This is a genomic window from Dyella sp. Tek66A03, assembly GCF_052567735.1.
The window spans coordinates 578046-595513 of sequence record NZ_CP199584.1 but is presented as its reverse complement, the minus strand read 5'-3'; the positions used below and the strand labels follow the sequence as shown (position 1 = coordinate 595513).

Annotated in this window: 18 protein-coding genes; 10 read left to right on the top strand and 8 right to left on the bottom strand. The window is 58.4% G+C overall.

The window, feature by feature from the left end; genetic code table 11:
* Positions 1-26: 26 nt before the first annotated feature.
* The 4 genes from ACT01B_RS02590 to ltrA form a co-directional block, all read right to left on the bottom strand.
* Entirely contained in the window at positions 27-674 is a 648-nt protein-coding gene (locus tag ACT01B_RS02590; RefSeq protein ID WP_445145837.1) for a hypothetical protein, read from the bottom strand.
* A 143-nt stretch (positions 675-817) separates the two neighbouring features.
* Entirely contained in the window at positions 818-1444 is a 627-nt protein-coding gene (locus ACT01B_RS02585) for an HAD-IA family hydrolase (protein ID WP_445145836.1), read from the bottom strand.
* 71 nt (positions 1445-1515) lie between these two features.
* Positions 1516-2520, bottom strand: coding sequence for a restriction endonuclease (locus tag ACT01B_RS02580; RefSeq protein WP_445145835.1), 1005 nt, complete (start codon positions 2518-2520; stop codon positions 1516-1518).
* A gap of 444 nt (positions 2521-2964) precedes the next feature.
* Positions 2965-4206: a group II intron reverse transcriptase/maturase gene (gene ltrA, locus ACT01B_RS02575; protein WP_445143493.1), complete on the bottom strand. Its 1242-nt coding sequence runs from the start codon at positions 4204-4206 to the stop codon at positions 2965-2967.
* Positions 4207-4758: 552 nt separating this feature from the next.
* Here ltrA and ACT01B_RS02570 point away from each other — a divergent pair.
* From ACT01B_RS02570 to ACT01B_RS02535, 8 genes are all read left to right on the top strand, one after another.
* A complete protein-coding gene (locus tag ACT01B_RS02570) occupies positions 4759-5094 on the top strand; it encodes a hypothetical protein (protein ID WP_445145834.1) in 336 nt (111 codons plus the stop codon).
* 290 nt (positions 5095-5384) lie between these two features.
* On the top strand, positions 5385-5549 hold the full coding sequence (locus ACT01B_RS02565) for a hypothetical protein (RefSeq protein ID WP_445145833.1): 165 nt from the start codon (positions 5385-5387) through the stop codon (positions 5547-5549).
* 580 nt (positions 5550-6129) lie between these two features.
* Positions 6130-7200, top strand: coding sequence for a TraB/GumN family protein (locus tag ACT01B_RS02560; RefSeq protein WP_445145832.1), 1071 nt, complete (start codon positions 6130-6132; stop codon positions 7198-7200).
* A 105-nt stretch (positions 7201-7305) separates the two neighbouring features.
* The gene (locus ACT01B_RS02555; RefSeq protein WP_445145831.1) at positions 7306-7440 is read left to right on the top strand and encodes a hypothetical protein; all 135 of its coding nucleotides are present in this window, start codon (positions 7306-7308) and stop codon (positions 7438-7440) included.
* A gap of 239 nt (positions 7441-7679) precedes the next feature.
* Positions 7680-8927 (top strand): hypothetical protein, encoded by a 1248-nt coding sequence (locus ACT01B_RS02550; RefSeq protein WP_445145830.1) that lies wholly within the window; start codon positions 7680-7682, stop codon positions 8925-8927.
* Entirely contained in the window at positions 8921-9673 is a 753-nt protein-coding gene (locus ACT01B_RS02545) for a hypothetical protein (protein WP_445145829.1), read from the top strand. Before ACT01B_RS02550 ends, ACT01B_RS02545 begins: the two co-directional genes overlap by 7 nt.
* Before the next feature lie 243 nt (positions 9674-9916).
* Positions 9917-10702 (top strand): lysophospholipid acyltransferase family protein, encoded by a 786-nt coding sequence (locus ACT01B_RS02540; RefSeq protein WP_445145828.1) that lies wholly within the window; start codon positions 9917-9919, stop codon positions 10700-10702.
* 361 nt (positions 10703-11063) lie between these two features.
* Entirely contained in the window at positions 11064-11456 is a 393-nt protein-coding gene (locus tag ACT01B_RS02535; RefSeq protein ID WP_445145827.1) for a hypothetical protein, read from the top strand.
* 192 nt (positions 11457-11648) lie between these two features.
* Here the strand turns inward: ACT01B_RS02535 and ACT01B_RS02530 are convergent, their stop codons facing one another.
* The 4 genes from ACT01B_RS02530 to ACT01B_RS02515 form a co-directional block, all read right to left on the bottom strand.
* Positions 11649-12578, bottom strand: coding sequence for a M14 family metallopeptidase (locus ACT01B_RS02530; RefSeq protein WP_445145826.1), 930 nt, complete (start codon positions 12576-12578; stop codon positions 11649-11651).
* Between the two features lie 109 nt (positions 12579-12687).
* Entirely contained in the window at positions 12688-13581 is an 894-nt protein-coding gene (locus ACT01B_RS02525; RefSeq protein ID WP_445145825.1) for a hypothetical protein, read from the bottom strand.
* A gap of 44 nt (positions 13582-13625) precedes the next feature.
* Entirely contained in the window at positions 13626-14483 is an 858-nt protein-coding gene (locus ACT01B_RS02520) for a PhzF family phenazine biosynthesis protein (protein ID WP_445145824.1), read from the bottom strand.
* Positions 14484-14597: 114 nt separating this feature from the next.
* The gene (locus tag ACT01B_RS02515) at positions 14598-16169 is read right to left on the bottom strand and encodes an SDR family NAD(P)-dependent oxidoreductase (RefSeq protein ID WP_445147408.1); all 1572 of its coding nucleotides are present in this window, start codon (positions 16167-16169) and stop codon (positions 14598-14600) included.
* A 307-nt stretch (positions 16170-16476) separates the two neighbouring features.
* On the opposite strand from ACT01B_RS02515, the gene ACT01B_RS02510 reads away from it, so the two are divergent.
* Positions 16477-17064: a DUF1415 domain-containing protein gene (locus ACT01B_RS02510; protein ID WP_445145823.1), complete on the top strand. Its 588-nt coding sequence runs from the start codon at positions 16477-16479 to the stop codon at positions 17062-17064.
* Between the two features lie 142 nt (positions 17065-17206).
* Positions 17207-17446: a hypothetical protein gene (locus ACT01B_RS02505; RefSeq protein WP_445145822.1), complete on the top strand. Its 240-nt coding sequence runs from the start codon at positions 17207-17209 to the stop codon at positions 17444-17446.
* The last annotated feature ends 22 nt before the right edge of the window (positions 17447-17468 follow it).

Below are 17468 nucleotides of genomic sequence, written 5' to 3'. Positions count from 1 at the left end.
AAGCCACGCGAAGATCGATTCGTGGCTTAATGGAGACAACTTGGGTACGGCGCCGACTCTCCAGGAACGATGGGGCAAAGACGGACGGGCTGGAGCGTCTGGAGACGCTCTCTCCAGGCGGGTGCGGTCAAGGCCAGCGGTTGCAACGATGCTGGGCCGCGTACTGCCCACTGGAGGCCGTAGTAGTCCTTGTCACCCTTGATTTGGACGATCAGCGTGGACTCGCTGTGTGAGCCATTGCCATCGGCAACGCTGCCACAGCTCGCCACCAGGGCATACGCATCATGCCCGTCCAGCGACATGGCACCTAGATCAAGGCTGTTGAATGACGTCGGGCATGCGGACTTGAAACGGCCGGCCAAGTTCACCGCCAACACCTGAGGCGAGAGGTTGGCCCGGGTCGCCAGATCCTTCGCGCCGGTTTTCGTAATCATCTGGGTCCACTGCTTAGCGCTTTCGCCAGCAGGCACGGATTCGGCAATATAGAACGCGCCACGATTGCCGACGTTCTCAAACACAGGCCTGAAGGTTGACGGCGCGCTCAAGAGCAGCAGTTGGTTAAAGATCGGCGCAATCTGTCTGGTGGCAGTGACCTGTTGAGCTGACACGGCGTTGGCCGAAAACAAACCAAAGCAGGCCACAACCGCGGCCGAAAGTAGCGCGACCTTCTTCATATCACCCCTTCCCTGTGGTTTGTGTCGGCTCACTATATCCACTGCGTAATGCCTGCAAAACTGGCAAGAACCTGCGCTGCAGGCGTTCGTTGAAAGCCAGTGAGCGAGCTCTGTTCGGCTGTTTCTACAAGAGCGCACTCAGGCTAAAAACTGTAACCGCCGACACGGACGCCCAATTCCTCCAGCGCCTCCATCAGCGCATCGATGTCATTCTTATCATCGTCATGGAAGACAGCATGCATGCCCAAGTCGCGCGCCATCACCACGTTGTCCTCGCTGTTGTCGATGAAGACGCATTCGTCAGGTGCCACGCCTGCGCAGGATGTCGCGCATAGAAAGATGTCCTGGCTACGCTTACTGCTGCCAACTTCCGCAGAGACAACGATAGGGCTGAACAAGGAGTCCAGCCCCTGGCATTTCCTGAGGTGGTCCATCCGGTCTCTACTATTGTCCGTGATGATCCCGACCGAATAGTTTTCCCGCAGCCGACGAGCCAGCGAAAGCATGACCGTATTCAATGGCGTGCTTTCGAACGCCTCAACGAGCAGACCAATATCCAACGATTCGCCCATGGCCTCGCATGCCCCACCCCAGACTTGGGTGTGACTCACCCTGCCCATGAGCAGATCCGCGGTGTAGGGGCCGAAAGCGGCGTTGAGCGTTGATAAGGCGATGCCACTGGTCTTGCTCAGGTATCGCAACGTTGTCAGCGAACCACTCTTGTCCGTCGTGAGCACCCCGTCGTAGTCGAAGAAGATGGTCCTGATCACCGTGGCGCTCCATTAGTTCATGCGAGGCTGATGGTGATGCCGCCTCCGGCAAACGGCCCGATCCGGCCCCGTTACTTCGTTTCTAGCTCCGGCGTGGTCTTCTCAAGAATCTTCATCGACTCGCGATTCCTCTTCTCCCAGGCGCGCAGCTCTTCACCCGACAATGGGGTGTCTGCCTGGTAGATTTTTTGGTTCGTTGCCGCTGCGTGCTGCGTCGCGACGGTGGCCGTGGCGGGCGCAGCCATCGGTCGAAGCGGCGCGATCGGCAATGCAGGCAGTTGGGCTGGTGTGCCCGGCGCTGATACCTCTACGTGCGCGTCTGGTGCCGTAAGACGCTGCGCCGACCGGGGCGAAAGGATCAGTGCGATCAGCAAACAGGTCAAAACGCCCGCCGCGAAATAGACGGGCTTATCAAGCGCAACTTCGGATTCTGTGCGGGCTTGAATCTTCATCACGGTCGCGAGGAGAGTGCGGCCATCCATAAGCTCGATGGGTTTTCCGCGCACAAATCGTTGTGCATCGGGCGTGTATTCGCCAAGGGCAACGATCTTCACCGCGTCGGCGCCTTGGTCCACCAAAAGGCCGAACATCTCCCGCACTATCTTCACGCCAACCTGTTGCGACCGCCACTGCTTGCATTGCACCAGCGTCGTCATACCGCCCTTGCGCAGAACCAGATCAATGCCACCGTCGGCACCGCCCTGGCCGGTTTCTTCCACGGCATAGCCCTGGCGCCGAAAGGCTTCACCCGCCAGCTGCTCGAATTCCTGCCAGCTCATGGCGCCGAGGCTGCCGAGACCGGTTTGGGATGTGAGCAGGTGTCTGCGGCCACGGCGCTTTAGAAACGACACTAGCGCTCCAATGCAACACCCCAACATGGCTATCCAAGCGAAGGGGGCATAGATGCCCGATGCTGCTTGACTGCCTGCGAGCGACAGCAATGGATTGCCGCTAACACTCAGTAGCCAGCCAATGCCGTAGCGAATGCCTATGAAGGCGATGAGTCCCAGTCCGAGACCAACCGGCCAGGACATGGATGCAACGACGTCGATGCCGCTTTCCCTGCGCTTCGCCATAACTCCCCCCGGTTGCGAGCGCCTAGACCATACTGTGAAAGGCCTACAACTGTCTGCTACGGGTTACGGCCTAGACCGGTCGTTACAAGCCCTCCCTTGCGCTGACAGGCAGCCTGAGCACCCATGCGAGCAAGCCTTTCGGCTCGATGGTGGCGAGCGCTTGGACGACACCCGATGTATCAGATGGGCGGATGGGCGGCGGCGGCAATCGCTGACAGGCAGCAAAGTTGGCGTTTGTTACTTTCCGTCCGTCACTCGCGGCGTTCTTTGGATTGGGCTACGCGAGTGACCATGGCAGCAATGTCATGAGGCGCGGGCCGTAGGTGCGACAACACCCACGACCCGCTAACCATCACCAACTAACTGGGTCGAGTAGCCCACGGGAACTTCCCCCACAGGCTCTCACGGAACCGGACGTGACAGTCTCCCGTCATCCGGCTCTTGTCATCCACCCTCACCGAAGATCCAGTGTGGCAGGAGGTTGGGTTGACGTTGCTTGATGCCATTCAACCATTGCCACCCACGGCTCCAGTGTCTCTTCAGTCGTTTGTATTTCCGTAACGCCCAACGCACGAGATAGCGATCGATGGTGAACATGGCTTTGTTTAGTGCAGAGCGGTGGAAGTGGCCGTAATACTGCACCCATCCCCGTAACACAGGACTTAGCCAGTCCACGATTTGTTGGAAGCCCAAATCGCTGCGTCGATGTATCGCCCATCCGCGGACGGTCTGCCGCATCGCACGTGCGGCCTTGGCACTGATCGCGGGTGTGAAGTTGGTGAAAAATTGCCCTCGCCGATTCCGCGCTTCTCTTGGCCGAAACTCGTAGCCAAGAAAATCAAAAGAGCAGCTGACATAGATGCTCTTCCGATTGGCATCTTTGCAATAGACAACCTTCGTCTTCTCCGGGTGCAGTGCCAACTTGCAGCGGGCCAGCCGATCCTCAATGGACTGCCTGAGTGCTTTCGCTTCCTGCTCGCTTCGGCAGTGACAAACGATGTCATCGGCATAGCGTTCGAAGGTGATGCCTGGATGAGACTCCCGCATCCACCGATCAAACACATAGTGCAGAAACAGGTTAGCTAGCAGTGGGCTGATAACCGCCCCTTGCGGTGTTCCCCGACCCGTACTGACGACCTGATTGCCATCGGGCATCTGGACCGGCATGGCCAACCATCGCTCGATATATAACAGCACCCAGGCACACTGGGTGTGCTTGCGTACTGCATGTATCAGTAATCGATGGTCAATGGTGTCGAAGAACCCCCGGATGTCCAGGTCCAGGACCCAGTCGCGTTCCCAGCAGCGCCGACGCGCCACCGCTAACGCTTGATGGGCTGAGCGACCGGGGCGATAGCCAAAGGAATCACGATCGAAGATGGCTTCGAACGTGGGTTCCAGAGCCCGTTTGACCACCGTTTGAGCAATCCGGTCCACGACGGTGGGTATGCCTAGGGGACGCGTTGTCCCGCCCTTCTTGGGTATGTCCACTCGTCGCACCGGTTGCGGTCGGTAGCTTCCCGAGCTCATTCGGTTCCACAGCTTGTACAGATGATTGTTCTCATTCTGCGCAAACTGTTTCAACGTTTGGCCGTCCACACCGGCCGCACCCTGGTTCGCCTTGACCTGCTGGTATGCCTCCCACACTTCCCGCTTGGAAATAACAAAGGGTTTGGCCAGGCTCATGCAAATCCTCCTCTTGCGAGTTGTTCGCTAAGTCCAACCGGGATAACAATGCCCCTTCGGTCCAGTGCCATTACGGCACCTTCCTCCCTACTACGGGCATTTCCGCCCCTGTGCGCCGCATCGGTACTCACCCTCTTGGGGAGGCCTTCCCCTTGAGGTTCTCCCTTCGCATCGGCACGACAGGTTCCCAAGTTCCTTATCAAAGCCTGGATTACCGTCACGTCGCCTTCATGCCGGTTGCCAATCAGGCGGTAGGCAGGTCGCCCCCTGATCTTGGGTCGCGCGCTGCAACTCATCAGCACGGTTTCGGCAACGTCTAACCATTTTTCGACACGTCGACAGCGATTCACTTGCGTTCGTCTCGGTAATCCACACCTGACGTGGTTGTCCACGCCTTTAACTCCAACGCTCACCACCCGAGCTCTTGACTCGCGCAGCTTGGAGGGGTTTGCGATCCACGCCTGTACGTTGACCGCGAGGGGCCTTCCCTCATCTTCGATAAAGCATCGCTAGCTCTTACAGAGCTACGCGTTCTTGGCACACAAGTTGATCATGGCTGTCCACGATCATACGGTACCCGCACGCCTGTCGTTTCTCGCCTTGGGTGACTCGTTCACCGACTCGCCCGCTGCCGGTCTATCGGCTCATCGTCCACAGGCACCCTCGCCACGCGGCACGACCTTCGACGACGTTGCGCTCGCGCACTACGCGCTTTCGCGACTGTGGTTTGAGGACGAGCAGCATCGAAAGGCGAAGGCGAGGCACCCCAATGCCCAGCCCCTAACATGGCCACTCCCAACGCTTTTCAAGGACGGAGTAGCCGTGGCGATCCAGTGCCTGGAGCAGTACGCCAAGCAGCTAAGCGACGAGCGAGCGATGAACGGGTAAGCGCGTCCTTGTGATCGTCCCCGCGGTGCACCGGCCGGTTCGGCGGTGCACCGCACCTTGGTGACGACTTACCCCGAAACAGGGCTTTGCCTTACACGGATCGCCGCCAGCGCCTATCCGCGGATCCGCCGTGGCCTACGCAGAAGTTCCTGCTTGGCAACGCCTACCGCCCGCCGCCACCAGCACCTCGACGGCGTTGATCATGGCTCAGACCGATCACACGCAAAGCGCTCGCGAGTTCGAGTCCGTCGAAAGACAAGCGCCTCAATCCCCTACGCCGGGTCTACTGGATGGTCGCCGAAAGCCGAGGCGCCCGGGCACGCGCCGAGGCGACGCTCGCCGTGCATTGCACCGGCGTCCACGCCCTGGCGCGCCTGCTTGCCAACAGCCAAAGCGTGGAGCCCGGTCGTTGGCCGCTGAAAGGTCAGATCACGGACGGACTGTTTACCGCCTAGCTGGTGTTGAGCGTGCGTGCCGAGGCGCCGAGCCAGTAGCTACGCAGAGAGGGACCGAGCATGCCGCCTGAGTGAGACAGGGTGAAGGAAGGGAAAGAGTGAGATGCCCCGGGTTTGATAACTCAACCTGGTTCCATTTTCTCCCCAATGCTCATGCCCCCCCCGATACCGGCCAAACCGCGCCCTGCGTTCTGGTTAAAGACTCGAACCCGACGGATGCCTTGATTCTGTGTATGGCCAAGTACTGACAACTACATCCAGAGTCAAAACATTCCGCCACCGTTTTGGGACTTATCCGATTTCCAAGTGGGCAAACGGGCTCCTAAGGTGACCGCAGTGGTTACGGCGCGGGGCTTAGAAAATGTATACATCCAGCGACCGGAAGCCTTCTTTTTCGTTGAAGGCTCCGAGATCCAATCTCTCACACAGCGGCTTCTCGAAAGAACCGAGGCCTTCCGGCAACAACACCTGCCACGAAGCCGACATCATGCACGCGACTATGGCCGCACGACTCTTTCGATCATCTGCATACTTCCTCCGACGCCGCTTAAGACCGTCGGTAGTCGACGTGATGGCAATTATGGCGAAAGACACCTCCCGGGTTATCGGCTCGCTAAGCCTTCTGGTAGTGATACTGAGCGCCTCCACGCCTTCAGCACATGCGCAATCGACCAAGTCCGCCAGCGCCGGGCCGGACGTAGTGGACTTGGCACCAGTGGTAGTAAGCGGCGTTCTTTCTGGTCCCGCCCTCTGGAAGGTAACCAAGGGCGACCACGTGATGTGGGTACTCGGCATAACCCAACCGCTACCAAAGAACATGCAATGGGATTCAGCGCGCGTCGAGAAACTTGTCGAATCGTCGCAACAGGTACTCAAAGTCCCTCGCATGGTGATAGGGGCTAGGGTCGGCTTTTGGGGACGGCTGTCTCTTATCCCATCAATGATGGGGCTCAAGAAACTCCCTGGGGGAAGGACGCTGAAAGACGCGCTGCCGCCCTCTCTATACAGTCGCTGGGAGGTGCAAAAAACCAAATATCTAGATGGCTCGTCGGGCTCGGATCGCTTAAGGCCGATGTTTGCGGGGGAGAAGTTGTATGCCGCCGCCATCAAGCAATCTCAAATGACCAACGATGGTGGTGTCGAGAAGGCGATCTATGCCATGGCAGAACGTCACAAGGTTGAAGTGGCCGACACTTCGTACGTCATGATCCTGAAGGATCCGCGGGCTGATGCAAAGCGCTTCAAGCAGGCCACGATGGACGACCAACAGTGTCTAAGCGGCATTTTGGATGCTACTGAACAAGCTCTCTCGCAAGCAATCGCACGCGCGAACGCTTGGGCGACCGGGAATATCGTGGCGCTGCGCAGCGTGCTTGCCGTGCCGCAGAAGGATGAATGCTTGTCCGCGCTTGGCGACACTGATTTTGCAAAACGACTCGGTATCAATGACATCAACGACAAGATCAAACAGACCTGGGTGAAAGCGGTCGATTCCGCAATCGAAAGCAACGAGCGGACCATGGCGCTGCTTCCTATGGATCAGGTCATCTCAGATAACGGATATCTCACAGCACTCAGGACTTCCGGCTACATCGTGACATCGCCGAACGAGCACGATAACCAGCAACCGCTTCAACGTGGTCGTGAATAAGGTAACAGTCTATAGCAGGCCAATCGGACGGCCTTAGCTAGACGCAATGACGAATAGTTCGTCATCGCCGGCCCTTAGCTGGCGCTAACAGCAAGGAGAAATAGTATGGCTCGTAACGAACCCAACGAAACTCTGGACCTGGAGATGTTGGAGACCCGCCTTGAAATGGAATCCATGTCGGCAGCCGTGGCGCAATCACAAATTGAGGAAACCACTCCGATTTGTATCTGCCACTTCTGACGTTGGATTGATCTCAGTGGATCAACGGAAGAACGCGCTCTCATTTCTGCACTGCTCACACATCATTCCGTTGATTCGATTATCCGCCTTCGATGAGGAACGACCAAATGGAAGACCTAGCTGAAGATCTGAACTTGGAATATCTGGAGTCAAGATTGGAGATGGAGTCCGTGGCGGCTGCTGCGAAGCCGATTCTCCCAATCGAGTGCTGGTGCGATTGATACTGCCAGGACTCGATTATGAAGGCTGCATCCGTCCAAGGATCCCAGCTACCACCCGAGGTGACGGGCGATGTTGACATCGCCCGTTTCTCCTCCTCAACGGAGAGGGAGCGGTGGCGCGTATCGATCGATGGAGTGGTCCACTTCCTGACAGATCGTGCAACGGCGCAGCGTATTCATGCACTGTCTTTGTCCGTGCGGCCAAATGACTCGTACGAGCATGCCTACGCACGTTACCTAGCCATTGCCGGCGTCGACGCCGATGCCGATGGCGAGTCATTGGCGGAGTTCACCGCCTGGTGCAAGACGCATTTCGACACGATTGAAGGACTGACAACCCTGCCCGATGGGCACGCGCTGCGCCTCCGATTACTCATTCTTCCAAAAAATATCTGCCATCACCTCGCGCAACCTCTCACTGCGATGTTTTCGCCAGCAGCAGCACTCGTCGCGATGACGTTCTCGCTGTTGGGAGTCTGCAACTTCCTTCTGCACAGTCCAACCCAATCGGGAGGCTCGTTCCTTGCCGCTGTTTGCGTGGCCCTGCTTGGTGTGCTCGTCCATGAAGTTGGGCACATCACTGGCTGTGTTCGCAATACCGGTTTTCAGGGTGGCATCGGAATTGGTATCTATTGGATATGGCCTGCGTTTTACGCGGACGTTCGAGGAAGCTGGTCATTGCCGCCGAAGCAACGCCTTCAAGTGAGCTTGGGTGGCCTCTACTTCCAATCCATCTTTGCCGCGTGCCTCGGTCTGGCTTCGGTAATCGCAGAGGATGCGACGTTGGCAATGGCGACAAGAATCACGTTCCTTCTAATGGCAACAACGATCAATCCTGTCATGAAATACGATGGATACTGGATACTTTCTGATCTGCTCAATGTCACCAATCTACATACACGCATTGCCAACCATCTTCGAACGATGCTCACCGGCAAGCAGAGTGGCCGGCGGAAACTTCTATGTAGCCGATGGACTGCGGCATCACTGCTTTTCGCATTGGTGGCATCGGGTTATATGGCATACATCGTGTCGGAGCTCGCCCGCACATGGAGCCTGGCGCTAAGCAATGTCCCTGAACTTTGGGCCAGCGCGATCCGCTCACATCAAGGTGCTTCGGCCATGGATGTCGCCACGACCTATGGTCACTTCGCTTGGGCAATCTTCCAGCTTCTTCTCATTGGCATGGCGCTGATGATCCTGGGTTTCCGATCTTTCCGCGCCACTCTGGGGATTGCAACGAACAAGGCTGCTGCCGCATGTTGACATTAACGCAGCTCAGGCTGGACTTGCTTGCTCGAAACCTCGTCAAAAAGAACGACCGGCGCGGCTATCCTCTCCTCTTTCTGCCGAGTACGAGCTCAGCCTTTGAACTTCTAGTTGCATGTACAAGGCATGGGCATCCCGTAAAAGCCGTGGGCCATCGCGGCCTGGTTGAATCCTGGTTTCCATCCGCAGCCCCTTGGGTCCATACGCCATTGTCACTATGGAGGCAGGTGAGGAATCTTCACTCCCTTCCATTCATTGTTGCCGTGTTCCAAGATCAATTGGCATCAATCGACGATTCTTATCATTCCGTTGATGTCGACGGACTCTCCTACCAGGTCTCCCCTGTCGAAGTCATGCTCTTGATGCGCTTCCGACCAGATACCCATCTTGGCGTGGCCGAATCCCGCGCTAAGCACGGACGGCCGTCGATGCTGATACTGAGGCCGTACACAGTCGACATCCCCAGGTCAATTACGGCTACTGCAATGAACAGCATTATGGCGGATATCATTCGCCCCCTTGCCTCATACCAAAAGAAGGATATTTCTGACTGGTACGCGCGCAACACGTTCGCTCTGAAGCAAGGCAGCAACTTTTACTTACTGCTGTCCCAACGGATTCAGGAAATCCAGGGCCTCATACGTACATATCGAGATCGGCATATTGATCCTTCGGCCTTTGCGCCTTGGCTATGTACGTTGGATGCAGCCAGGATCGAGATCAGGAATCAGCTTCGTAGCTGATGGCTCACATGATGGTTCAAACGGCTGCTTGGCATGATGATCAATACCGCTAATTCCACCCTCCCGGGCCTGGTCTCAAGGATTGCACGACTTCTAGTTGCGCGCCGGCCAGATAGGCGGGAGGCTCCTAGTGGCCTTCCTCCCCAGATCATCTTAGACAAATTCCCCCAATACCGCGCTACCGCGCTTGCGCATCGCACGCAGAATCGAAGGCTCCAAGAAAAAGCGTTTCAAGTGGACTCAATGACGCTTGATCAATATGTCAACGACTGCATCATTGTGAACAAGGCGGTACTGCACAAATGGACTAGAGGTGAAAAGGGAGCCATCTTTGCAAGTCCGCATTATGGGCCGTTCCTGGGATCCGCTCTGCTTTTCGCATCTGAAGGCACTTCCGACCGACCATCCCACGTTTTCTACGACCCGGTCGAATCCGTGCCAGAGAATGAACGGTTTGACAAACTATTCGACCGTTTCGCAGCAAGATTGAACGTACTTCACAATCAGGCTAATGATCTGGTCAAGGCTGCTCGTGCGTTACGAAGCAAACAATGCATCAGCATCATGTTCGACGTCATCCAACGTCCTTCTGATTGCTTGTATGTGCCCTTCTTTGGTCGCCTGTATCCCGCAATGGGCGGTGTGGCGTACCTATCCCTGCTCTCCAAGGCGCCAGTCATCCCGACCTATACCGTTCCGGAAGGAAAGCACCAATTGCGAATTATTTTTGGCGAGCCAATTTACCCCGAGAAGCAAAACAGCACCGAGAAGGAACAGAACATCTTTTCCATGACTTGCGCGCTGTTCAATGACCTGGAGCGGCAACTATCCGTCATGCCTTGGCATTGGGTCTACTGGGACAATGTCAGGCGCGCCCCGCTGTTTGATGAGGCTTCGGTGGCGGATGACTCCCGACTGATGGACGAGGTTCGACACAGGCTCCGGTCGACACCACTGCTCCTAAAAGCAGCTCCGGCGTTGGAAAGCCTATTTGATACCCCGCAGATATCTAATTCAATTAGGGACTGATACCGCCATGTATCAATGAGGCCACATGGATCATCCGAACGGAACGTTTGTGCCCTCCCTTCGCCGCCGCTGGAGTATCACTACCGGGCGTGGAAGATGGACGCTCCGGATGCCCGTCCTAGTGATCGTTGCAGTCATCCACGGAGGTATCGCGCTCTTGATCTTCCGGCCCGTGCCGCTGCAGCGGTCCGCCATGTCATCGCCACACTCGGCTGATGCCCTCAAGGTGAGATTCATTAAAGTTGACGTGCCCCGGAAGGAGCATCCAACGAGCCACTTAGATTCACGCGCCACTCAGGTAGTCACAGCGCCCAGCGAGCCTATACCGCGCAAGACTCAGAAGTCCCGCGAAGTCATCGGCATGACGCCGGCCAGTTCTCCAACCGCCATCAGGAACCCTATCGCGACCGTTGAAGCTTCGACCAACGCCGCCGGTGACACCTATGTGGCCGGAGGCGGCTATTTGACTGAACGGTCCCTGCGCGGGCAGCAGAACCTACGGATTCCTGGCGGGTTAGAGCCGGGAAAGGAGCGGTTTCGCATGGTCGACCCGCGCACCCAAGGCATTGCTGGTGTCATCCGGATCATTGGAAGCTTCACCGGAGCGGTCGATCCTCACTGCCTTGATCTCGAAGTATGGAGAGGCATGACGACCGAGGAACAAATCGCCCATCGCATCTCCGCGGACGACATAGACGCGATAGAGAATAACTACCATTGCAGCGCGCCACGCAATGGTGCCGCCGGAAGGTAGTCCTCGCAGAAAGGGAAGCGTCTATCTAATGGATGGGCACGTTGCGGATGCTTGATAACAACATCACAAAATCCCTGGCATACGCTTCTTGGCGGCACGCCGCCCAAGGACAAACACTGAGTGGATGCCCGATAGAGGTCGGAAAGCCGGGGCAGCGTGCTGCCTGAGGGAAAGGAGAACCTTCCTCCAAACCTACATGTTCCCCGCTTTTGCCAACGCAAAATCGATCGCCGCACACACCGCTGCCGCTTGCGCAGCGTTGCATTGCTCGGCACTGGCGCGCGGACTGTCGGGATAGACCTCGGTGGTGGTCTTGTAGGGTGCGCTGGTGATGCCGGCGCAGAGACCGAGCTTCTTGAACGCGTATTCGATGACGCCCGGCGCAACCATGGGCGAGCCGATGATTTCGCCTTTAATATCAGCCGGTGCGATGTGGGTGACTTTCGCCACCGCCGCGATCACCGCCTTCTGGAACTCGGGTTGGGGATGCGCGGCGTCGTCGACCAGGTAGAAGCCATCCGGGACCTCGCCCGGTACGTAGGGCAGGCCATCGCGGGCGGCGAGTGCCGGGCGAAACTCGGACTCGTCGCTGTCGGTGGTTTCATGCAGATCGATATGCACCAGCACGCGATCACCATAGGGCGCGACGAGATTCATGAGCGCTGCCGATTCCTGCGCCGGGCTGTTGTCGCGGAACGAGCGGTTCGGGTCGAGCGCGTCGGCGTTCCAGCGATGAATCCGCTCATAGGCCCATGGGCTGACGCAGGGCGCGATCAACAGATTGATCCGGCCCGCATAGCTCGCCGCGTGTTGCTCCACAAACTGCAACGCTCCATGCACGCCGCTGGTTTCATAACCATGCACGCCACCGGTCACCAGCGCGGTCGGAAGGTCGCCTTGCCAGTCGCGGCTCTTGATCGCCAGCAACGGATAGTTGTCGCTCGCGTAATCCAGGCTGCCGTACTGCTCCACGTCGAAGCGATCGCTCAGCTTATCGATCACGCTCAGCACTTCCGTCGCATAGCTGCGCTTGCGGGTCTGCTGCGACAGCCAGATGGCGACTTCCGCACTACCCCAGGGTTGTCCTGGCATGCCGATGGGATAGGGTGCGTTGGTCGTCATCAGGTCGCTCGCTTTGCTGGGAAAACTGTGTCGAAGCATGGGGTCAGATTGACCCACCTGCAACCACCCGTTGGGTGGGACAAAAATAGCTAAAGCTGGTCCCGCTATTTCACCACTGCACTTTGTCTACGAGTGCCTGGGCCTCTCTCACTAGCTCGGCATAGACCGGCTGTTCCGGAAGATGCTGCCCGTAGCACTGGAGATAATGACTATTGGCGCGATCTTCCATGTCGGTAGATCTGTCGAAGGCCGCTTTATCGCGCAGCCTGGACTTCTGATAAGCCGCATACGCGTCTTGCGCAAGCTGGTATTCCCGCTTGAAAGTGGATGCGCAGCTGGCAATATCGGGGGCCTTGGCCTTCGTTTTAATGACGATGACCTTTTCGCCACTCACAACGGTAACCACGATGGCGTCAGGTGGGCTCGGCGCCGGGTAGTCTTGAGCTGCTGCGAACAAGATGGCGCGGGCTGGCCCTGTCGCGCTGCCGGAGGTCACCGGCAGCTCGGCGTACTTGTAGTAGTACGCATCATCTTGGAACACACGGGTATAGAAGATTTCCGTAGCGAATGTCGCCACGACGTCGGCGGTGGTAGCAATGGGATGGTGCTCGGCGATGTCCGAGGTATCCCGAAGCCAGGTTCGCAATAGTGGCATGGTCGAGACCACGGCTTGCTCCTTGCCATCGAAAGACTGGACAGCGATGCCATCGAGCTTGCCGTAGCCTAGGTCTTCGACCAGATCATCCACGTTCGAGGTGCCGCTGGTGGGAAATCCCTCCAGTCGAATGGGCCCGATGATCTGCTTAATCATTCCCTGCAGCTGGTTCAACGCCGAACTATTACGCGGCTCCACCGTTGCCGGCTCTCGCTCCGATGCCACACGAATCTCTACAACAGCCTTATTCCTGGCGGCGACGTATGCTGAGGTGGCGGCATCCGACGCGCTGGCTCGCCCGGAAAGCAACATAACTCCCAGTACCAAGCCAATCGTTATTTCGCGCATACGTGGAAGTCCAATGGAACCAGAGAGGGAGCCGAAACCAGGAACTAAGGCGCAGCGACTGAGGCATCCAAAACGCCATCAACCAGCGTCAAGGTGTTTCCACCCACCCAGATATCCTCGTCATGGACGTTCACGTGGATCTTGCCCGCACGCCCAAGCAGGCGGCCCTGATTCACCAGGTAGGTGTCTGGTGCCAGATGATCGCCCCTGAGCCACTGCGCGATACCGGCGACGAGACTACCGGTGACGGGATCCTCGGGCATCGCATCGCCTGCTATAAAGGCTCTGACCTCGAACTCTACGTCGTCATGGCTTGCACGTGCGGGCCATGCCGCAAAGACTCCCACCGGCGTGCTTCCAAGTTGGGCGAAGTCGGGTTTGATGCGTAAGACGACGTCGGGGCTGGACAATCTCAAGGCCAGCCAACCGGCACCGTTGTCTATCCATTGCGCGCCCAGCATTTCATGCGCTTCGATGCGCAAGGCGCGGCGGACGGCTTCCGCCTGGTCGGTGGCTACCGGACCGGATCGTTGCAGGGGCGGCGCAACAAACGCCAGCCGATTCGCGTCGCGCCGAACACGCACCAGCCCGACCCCGCATTCCTGGATGATTTCGCCGCCACGGGGTTTCCCTCCCGCCTCCAGCCAGGCATGGCAGGTTCCCAGCGTCGGGTGTCCGGCAAACGGAAGCTCAAGCACCGTCGAAAAGATCCGCACGCGATAGTCTGCCCTCGGATCGTTTGGCTTGAGGACAAAGGTTGTCTCGCTGAGATTCGTCCAACGAGCTATCGCCGCCATTTGATCTACAGAAAGATCATCCCCATCCAAAATCACCGCGACGGGGTTTCCCTTGAAGGGCTGATCGCTAAACACATCAACTTGCTTGAAGAGACTACGAGGCACGAGCTGTCCTTATAGGATCAAAGCGGGGGCAAGCGTCGACTTTTACAAAAACGATACCAAGTTGCCATACCGGCTTCTTCGTCAGCGGCGGCCCGATGGCTTCGACTGATCGACTTACCAGTCGGTCGGTCGATAATCCTTGAGGAACTGCCCCCACGCGTGTTCGCCGGTGTTGATGCCGCTGATGATCGGATCGACGATGCGCGCGGCGCCGTCAACGATGTCCAGCGGTGGGTGGAAGCGCTCTTCCAGCACCTTTTTCGCTGCCAGCTCGGCCGGATCCTCATCGGTCACCCAGCCGGTGTCGACGCTGTTCATGTGGATGCCGTCGTTGTGGTAATCGGTGGCCGAGGTGCGCGTCATCATGTTGAGCGCGGCCTTCGCCATGTTGGTGTGTGGATGGCGCGTGGTCTTGAAGTTGCGGTAGAACTGGCCTTCCATCGCCGACACGTTGACGATGTGCTTGTCGCGTTCGTGAGTGCGCAGCATCAGCGGTTTCAGTCGCGCGTTGATGATGAACGGCGCGATCGCATTGACCAGCTGCACTTCCAGCAATTCCACCGAAGGTACTTCGGCCATCAGCAAGCGCCACGAATTGCGTTCGCGCAAATCGATCTGCTGCAGATCCTGGTCGAGCCGGCCCTCGGGGAACAGATGGCTCTGCGCCAGCAGTTCTTCGGGCAGCAGCGGCACCTGGGATAGTTCGGCAGCGCGGGCCAGGCCGGGCAGGTCCGCGGCGCGGCTGGCCAGCGGGGTCGCTGCAACGCCCGCATCGGGCAGGATGTTGGAGCCGCGCAGGCCCTCGTAGTGACCGACCAGCTTGCGCACGTGTTCGGGCATGTCGTGCAGCGCAGCCGTCTCGCCGTCCATCATGTGCGCGTAGAAGTCGGGTGGGCGACGCACGGTTTGGCAGGCGTTGTTGATGATGAAGTCCAGTCGCGGCCGCGTGGCGACCAGTTCCTGGCAGAACGCTTCGACACTGGGCGTGTGGCGCAAGTCCAGTCCGTAGACTTGCAGGCGATGGCCCCATTCGCCGAAGTCCGCTTCCTCGGCATAGCGTGCCGCCGAGTCGCGCGGGAAGCGCGTGGTGACGATCAGTTCCGCACCGGCGCGCAGCAATTTCAGACCGGCTTGATAACCGATTTTCACGCGACCACCGGTCAGCAGCGCGACGCGACCGCGCAGGTCAACCAGTTCGGTGCGCTTCGCGTAGTTGAACGCAGCACAGGTTGGGCACAACTGGTCATAGAAGAAATGGATCGCCGAATATTTCTGCTTGCACACATAGCAGTGCTTGGGCTCGATTGATTCGCGCGGTTGCGCGGCGTCGGCATCGGGCGCGATGTCGTGCGCCTGGAAACCCTGCGGAGCAAATACATTCGGCGTGGTGAAAACCGGCTTGCGACGCAGTTCGCGGATACCAGTCTGGTTGAGCACGCTGTCCTCGGCCTGGATCTTCGCCACATGCCGCGCCTTCTGGGCCGCCTTCAGCTTGATCCGACGCTCAACCGGATCCGGGTGATAGACCTGCGCCACCGCCTGAGACAGGCGCTGGCGGTCATCCGCCGGCAGCGTGTCCAGTAAGAGTCGATCGGCCGCCACCGTTTCCAGCAGCTGCGCCGCTTCGCGTACGCGCTGCAGCAGTTCGGTATCGGCGTCGCCGGGCGGTGGTGTGGTGGTGGTCACGAGCATTGATCCGTATCGAGTAAGGCGGCGCGAAGTGAGATGCAGGAGGGCGCATCGCACCTAGCCAACCGTCTATTTTGCCTGTTATGGCCGGGCTCGGGGGTTAAGCCGTTCAGCTTGCCGTGGTCGGCCTGGACGATTGGGGGTGCGGGGGCGGCCTTGGGAAGCCCCTGGGCTAGGCACCCGGCTGGCCATTGGCGACGCTGTATGAGGCCAGGTGCCAGGGCCGTACCCAGGTCGGGCCTGGGATCCAAGCTTGTTCGGCATGAGGGCTATAGTGCGTGTTGACCCGCCTGTGACCTTCCCCATGACCGACACATCTTCCGCCATCACCGCCGGTGTGAGCGCCGCTGACACGCCCTACATCGACGCCACCCGCCGTTGGGTGGAGCGCGCCGTGGTCGGCCTCAATCTCTGCCCGTTTGCACGAGCGCCGTTCATCCAAGGGAAGATCCGCTATGCGGTCAGCCATGCCCGCGATACCGACGCGCTGCTGGACGATCTCTGCGGCGAACTGCAAAGCCTCGCCGCCGTCAATGCGGACGAGTGTGAAACGACCTTGCTGATCCATCCGCACGTGCTGGGCGACTTCCTCGACTACAACGACTTCCTCGATGTCGCCGATACCGCCGTCGAGACACTCAAGCTCGACGGTGTGCTACAGGTCGCCAGCTTTCACCCGCACTACCAGTTCGCCGACACCGCGCCGGATGATGTAGAGAACGCCACCAACCGGTCGCCTTGGCCGACCCTGCATCTATTGCGCGAGGCCAGCGTCGAACGCGCGGCCGATGCGATGAGCGACCCGGACGAGATCTATCGCCGGAATATCGAGACGTTGCGAAAGCTGGGGCGCGCGGGCTGGGATGCGCTTGACGTGGGTGTTCCCGAATGAAAGCAGGGGTGAGAGTCGACTTTTAGAAAGAGTGCACTCTGCCCCCTGTTTTCACCCTTTTGTTTCCAAGCAGGTAACGACGATGCGCGTGCGGAGCGAGGTCAACAGGGCTATCGTGCCGTCCTGATCACGAAGAAACACCATGACGAAAAGCTACGACCCACCCCTGACTACGAACCCGCATGGCCCCCTTTATCGCGTCGATAATGCGATCAAGGCAGCCCAGCAACGGCTGGATGCCGCTATCGCTATGAAGCGGCATCACACCAACCTAAATCTGGCCCACGAAGTGATCAAAGAGGCTCGCGAAGGACTCAAAAAGTCTGAACAGTTGCGTGTGCTCAAGATCAAAGAACTCGCGCAAAAGGCGGCGGAGACCTAGGCGGAATCCGGGCCAGCTCACT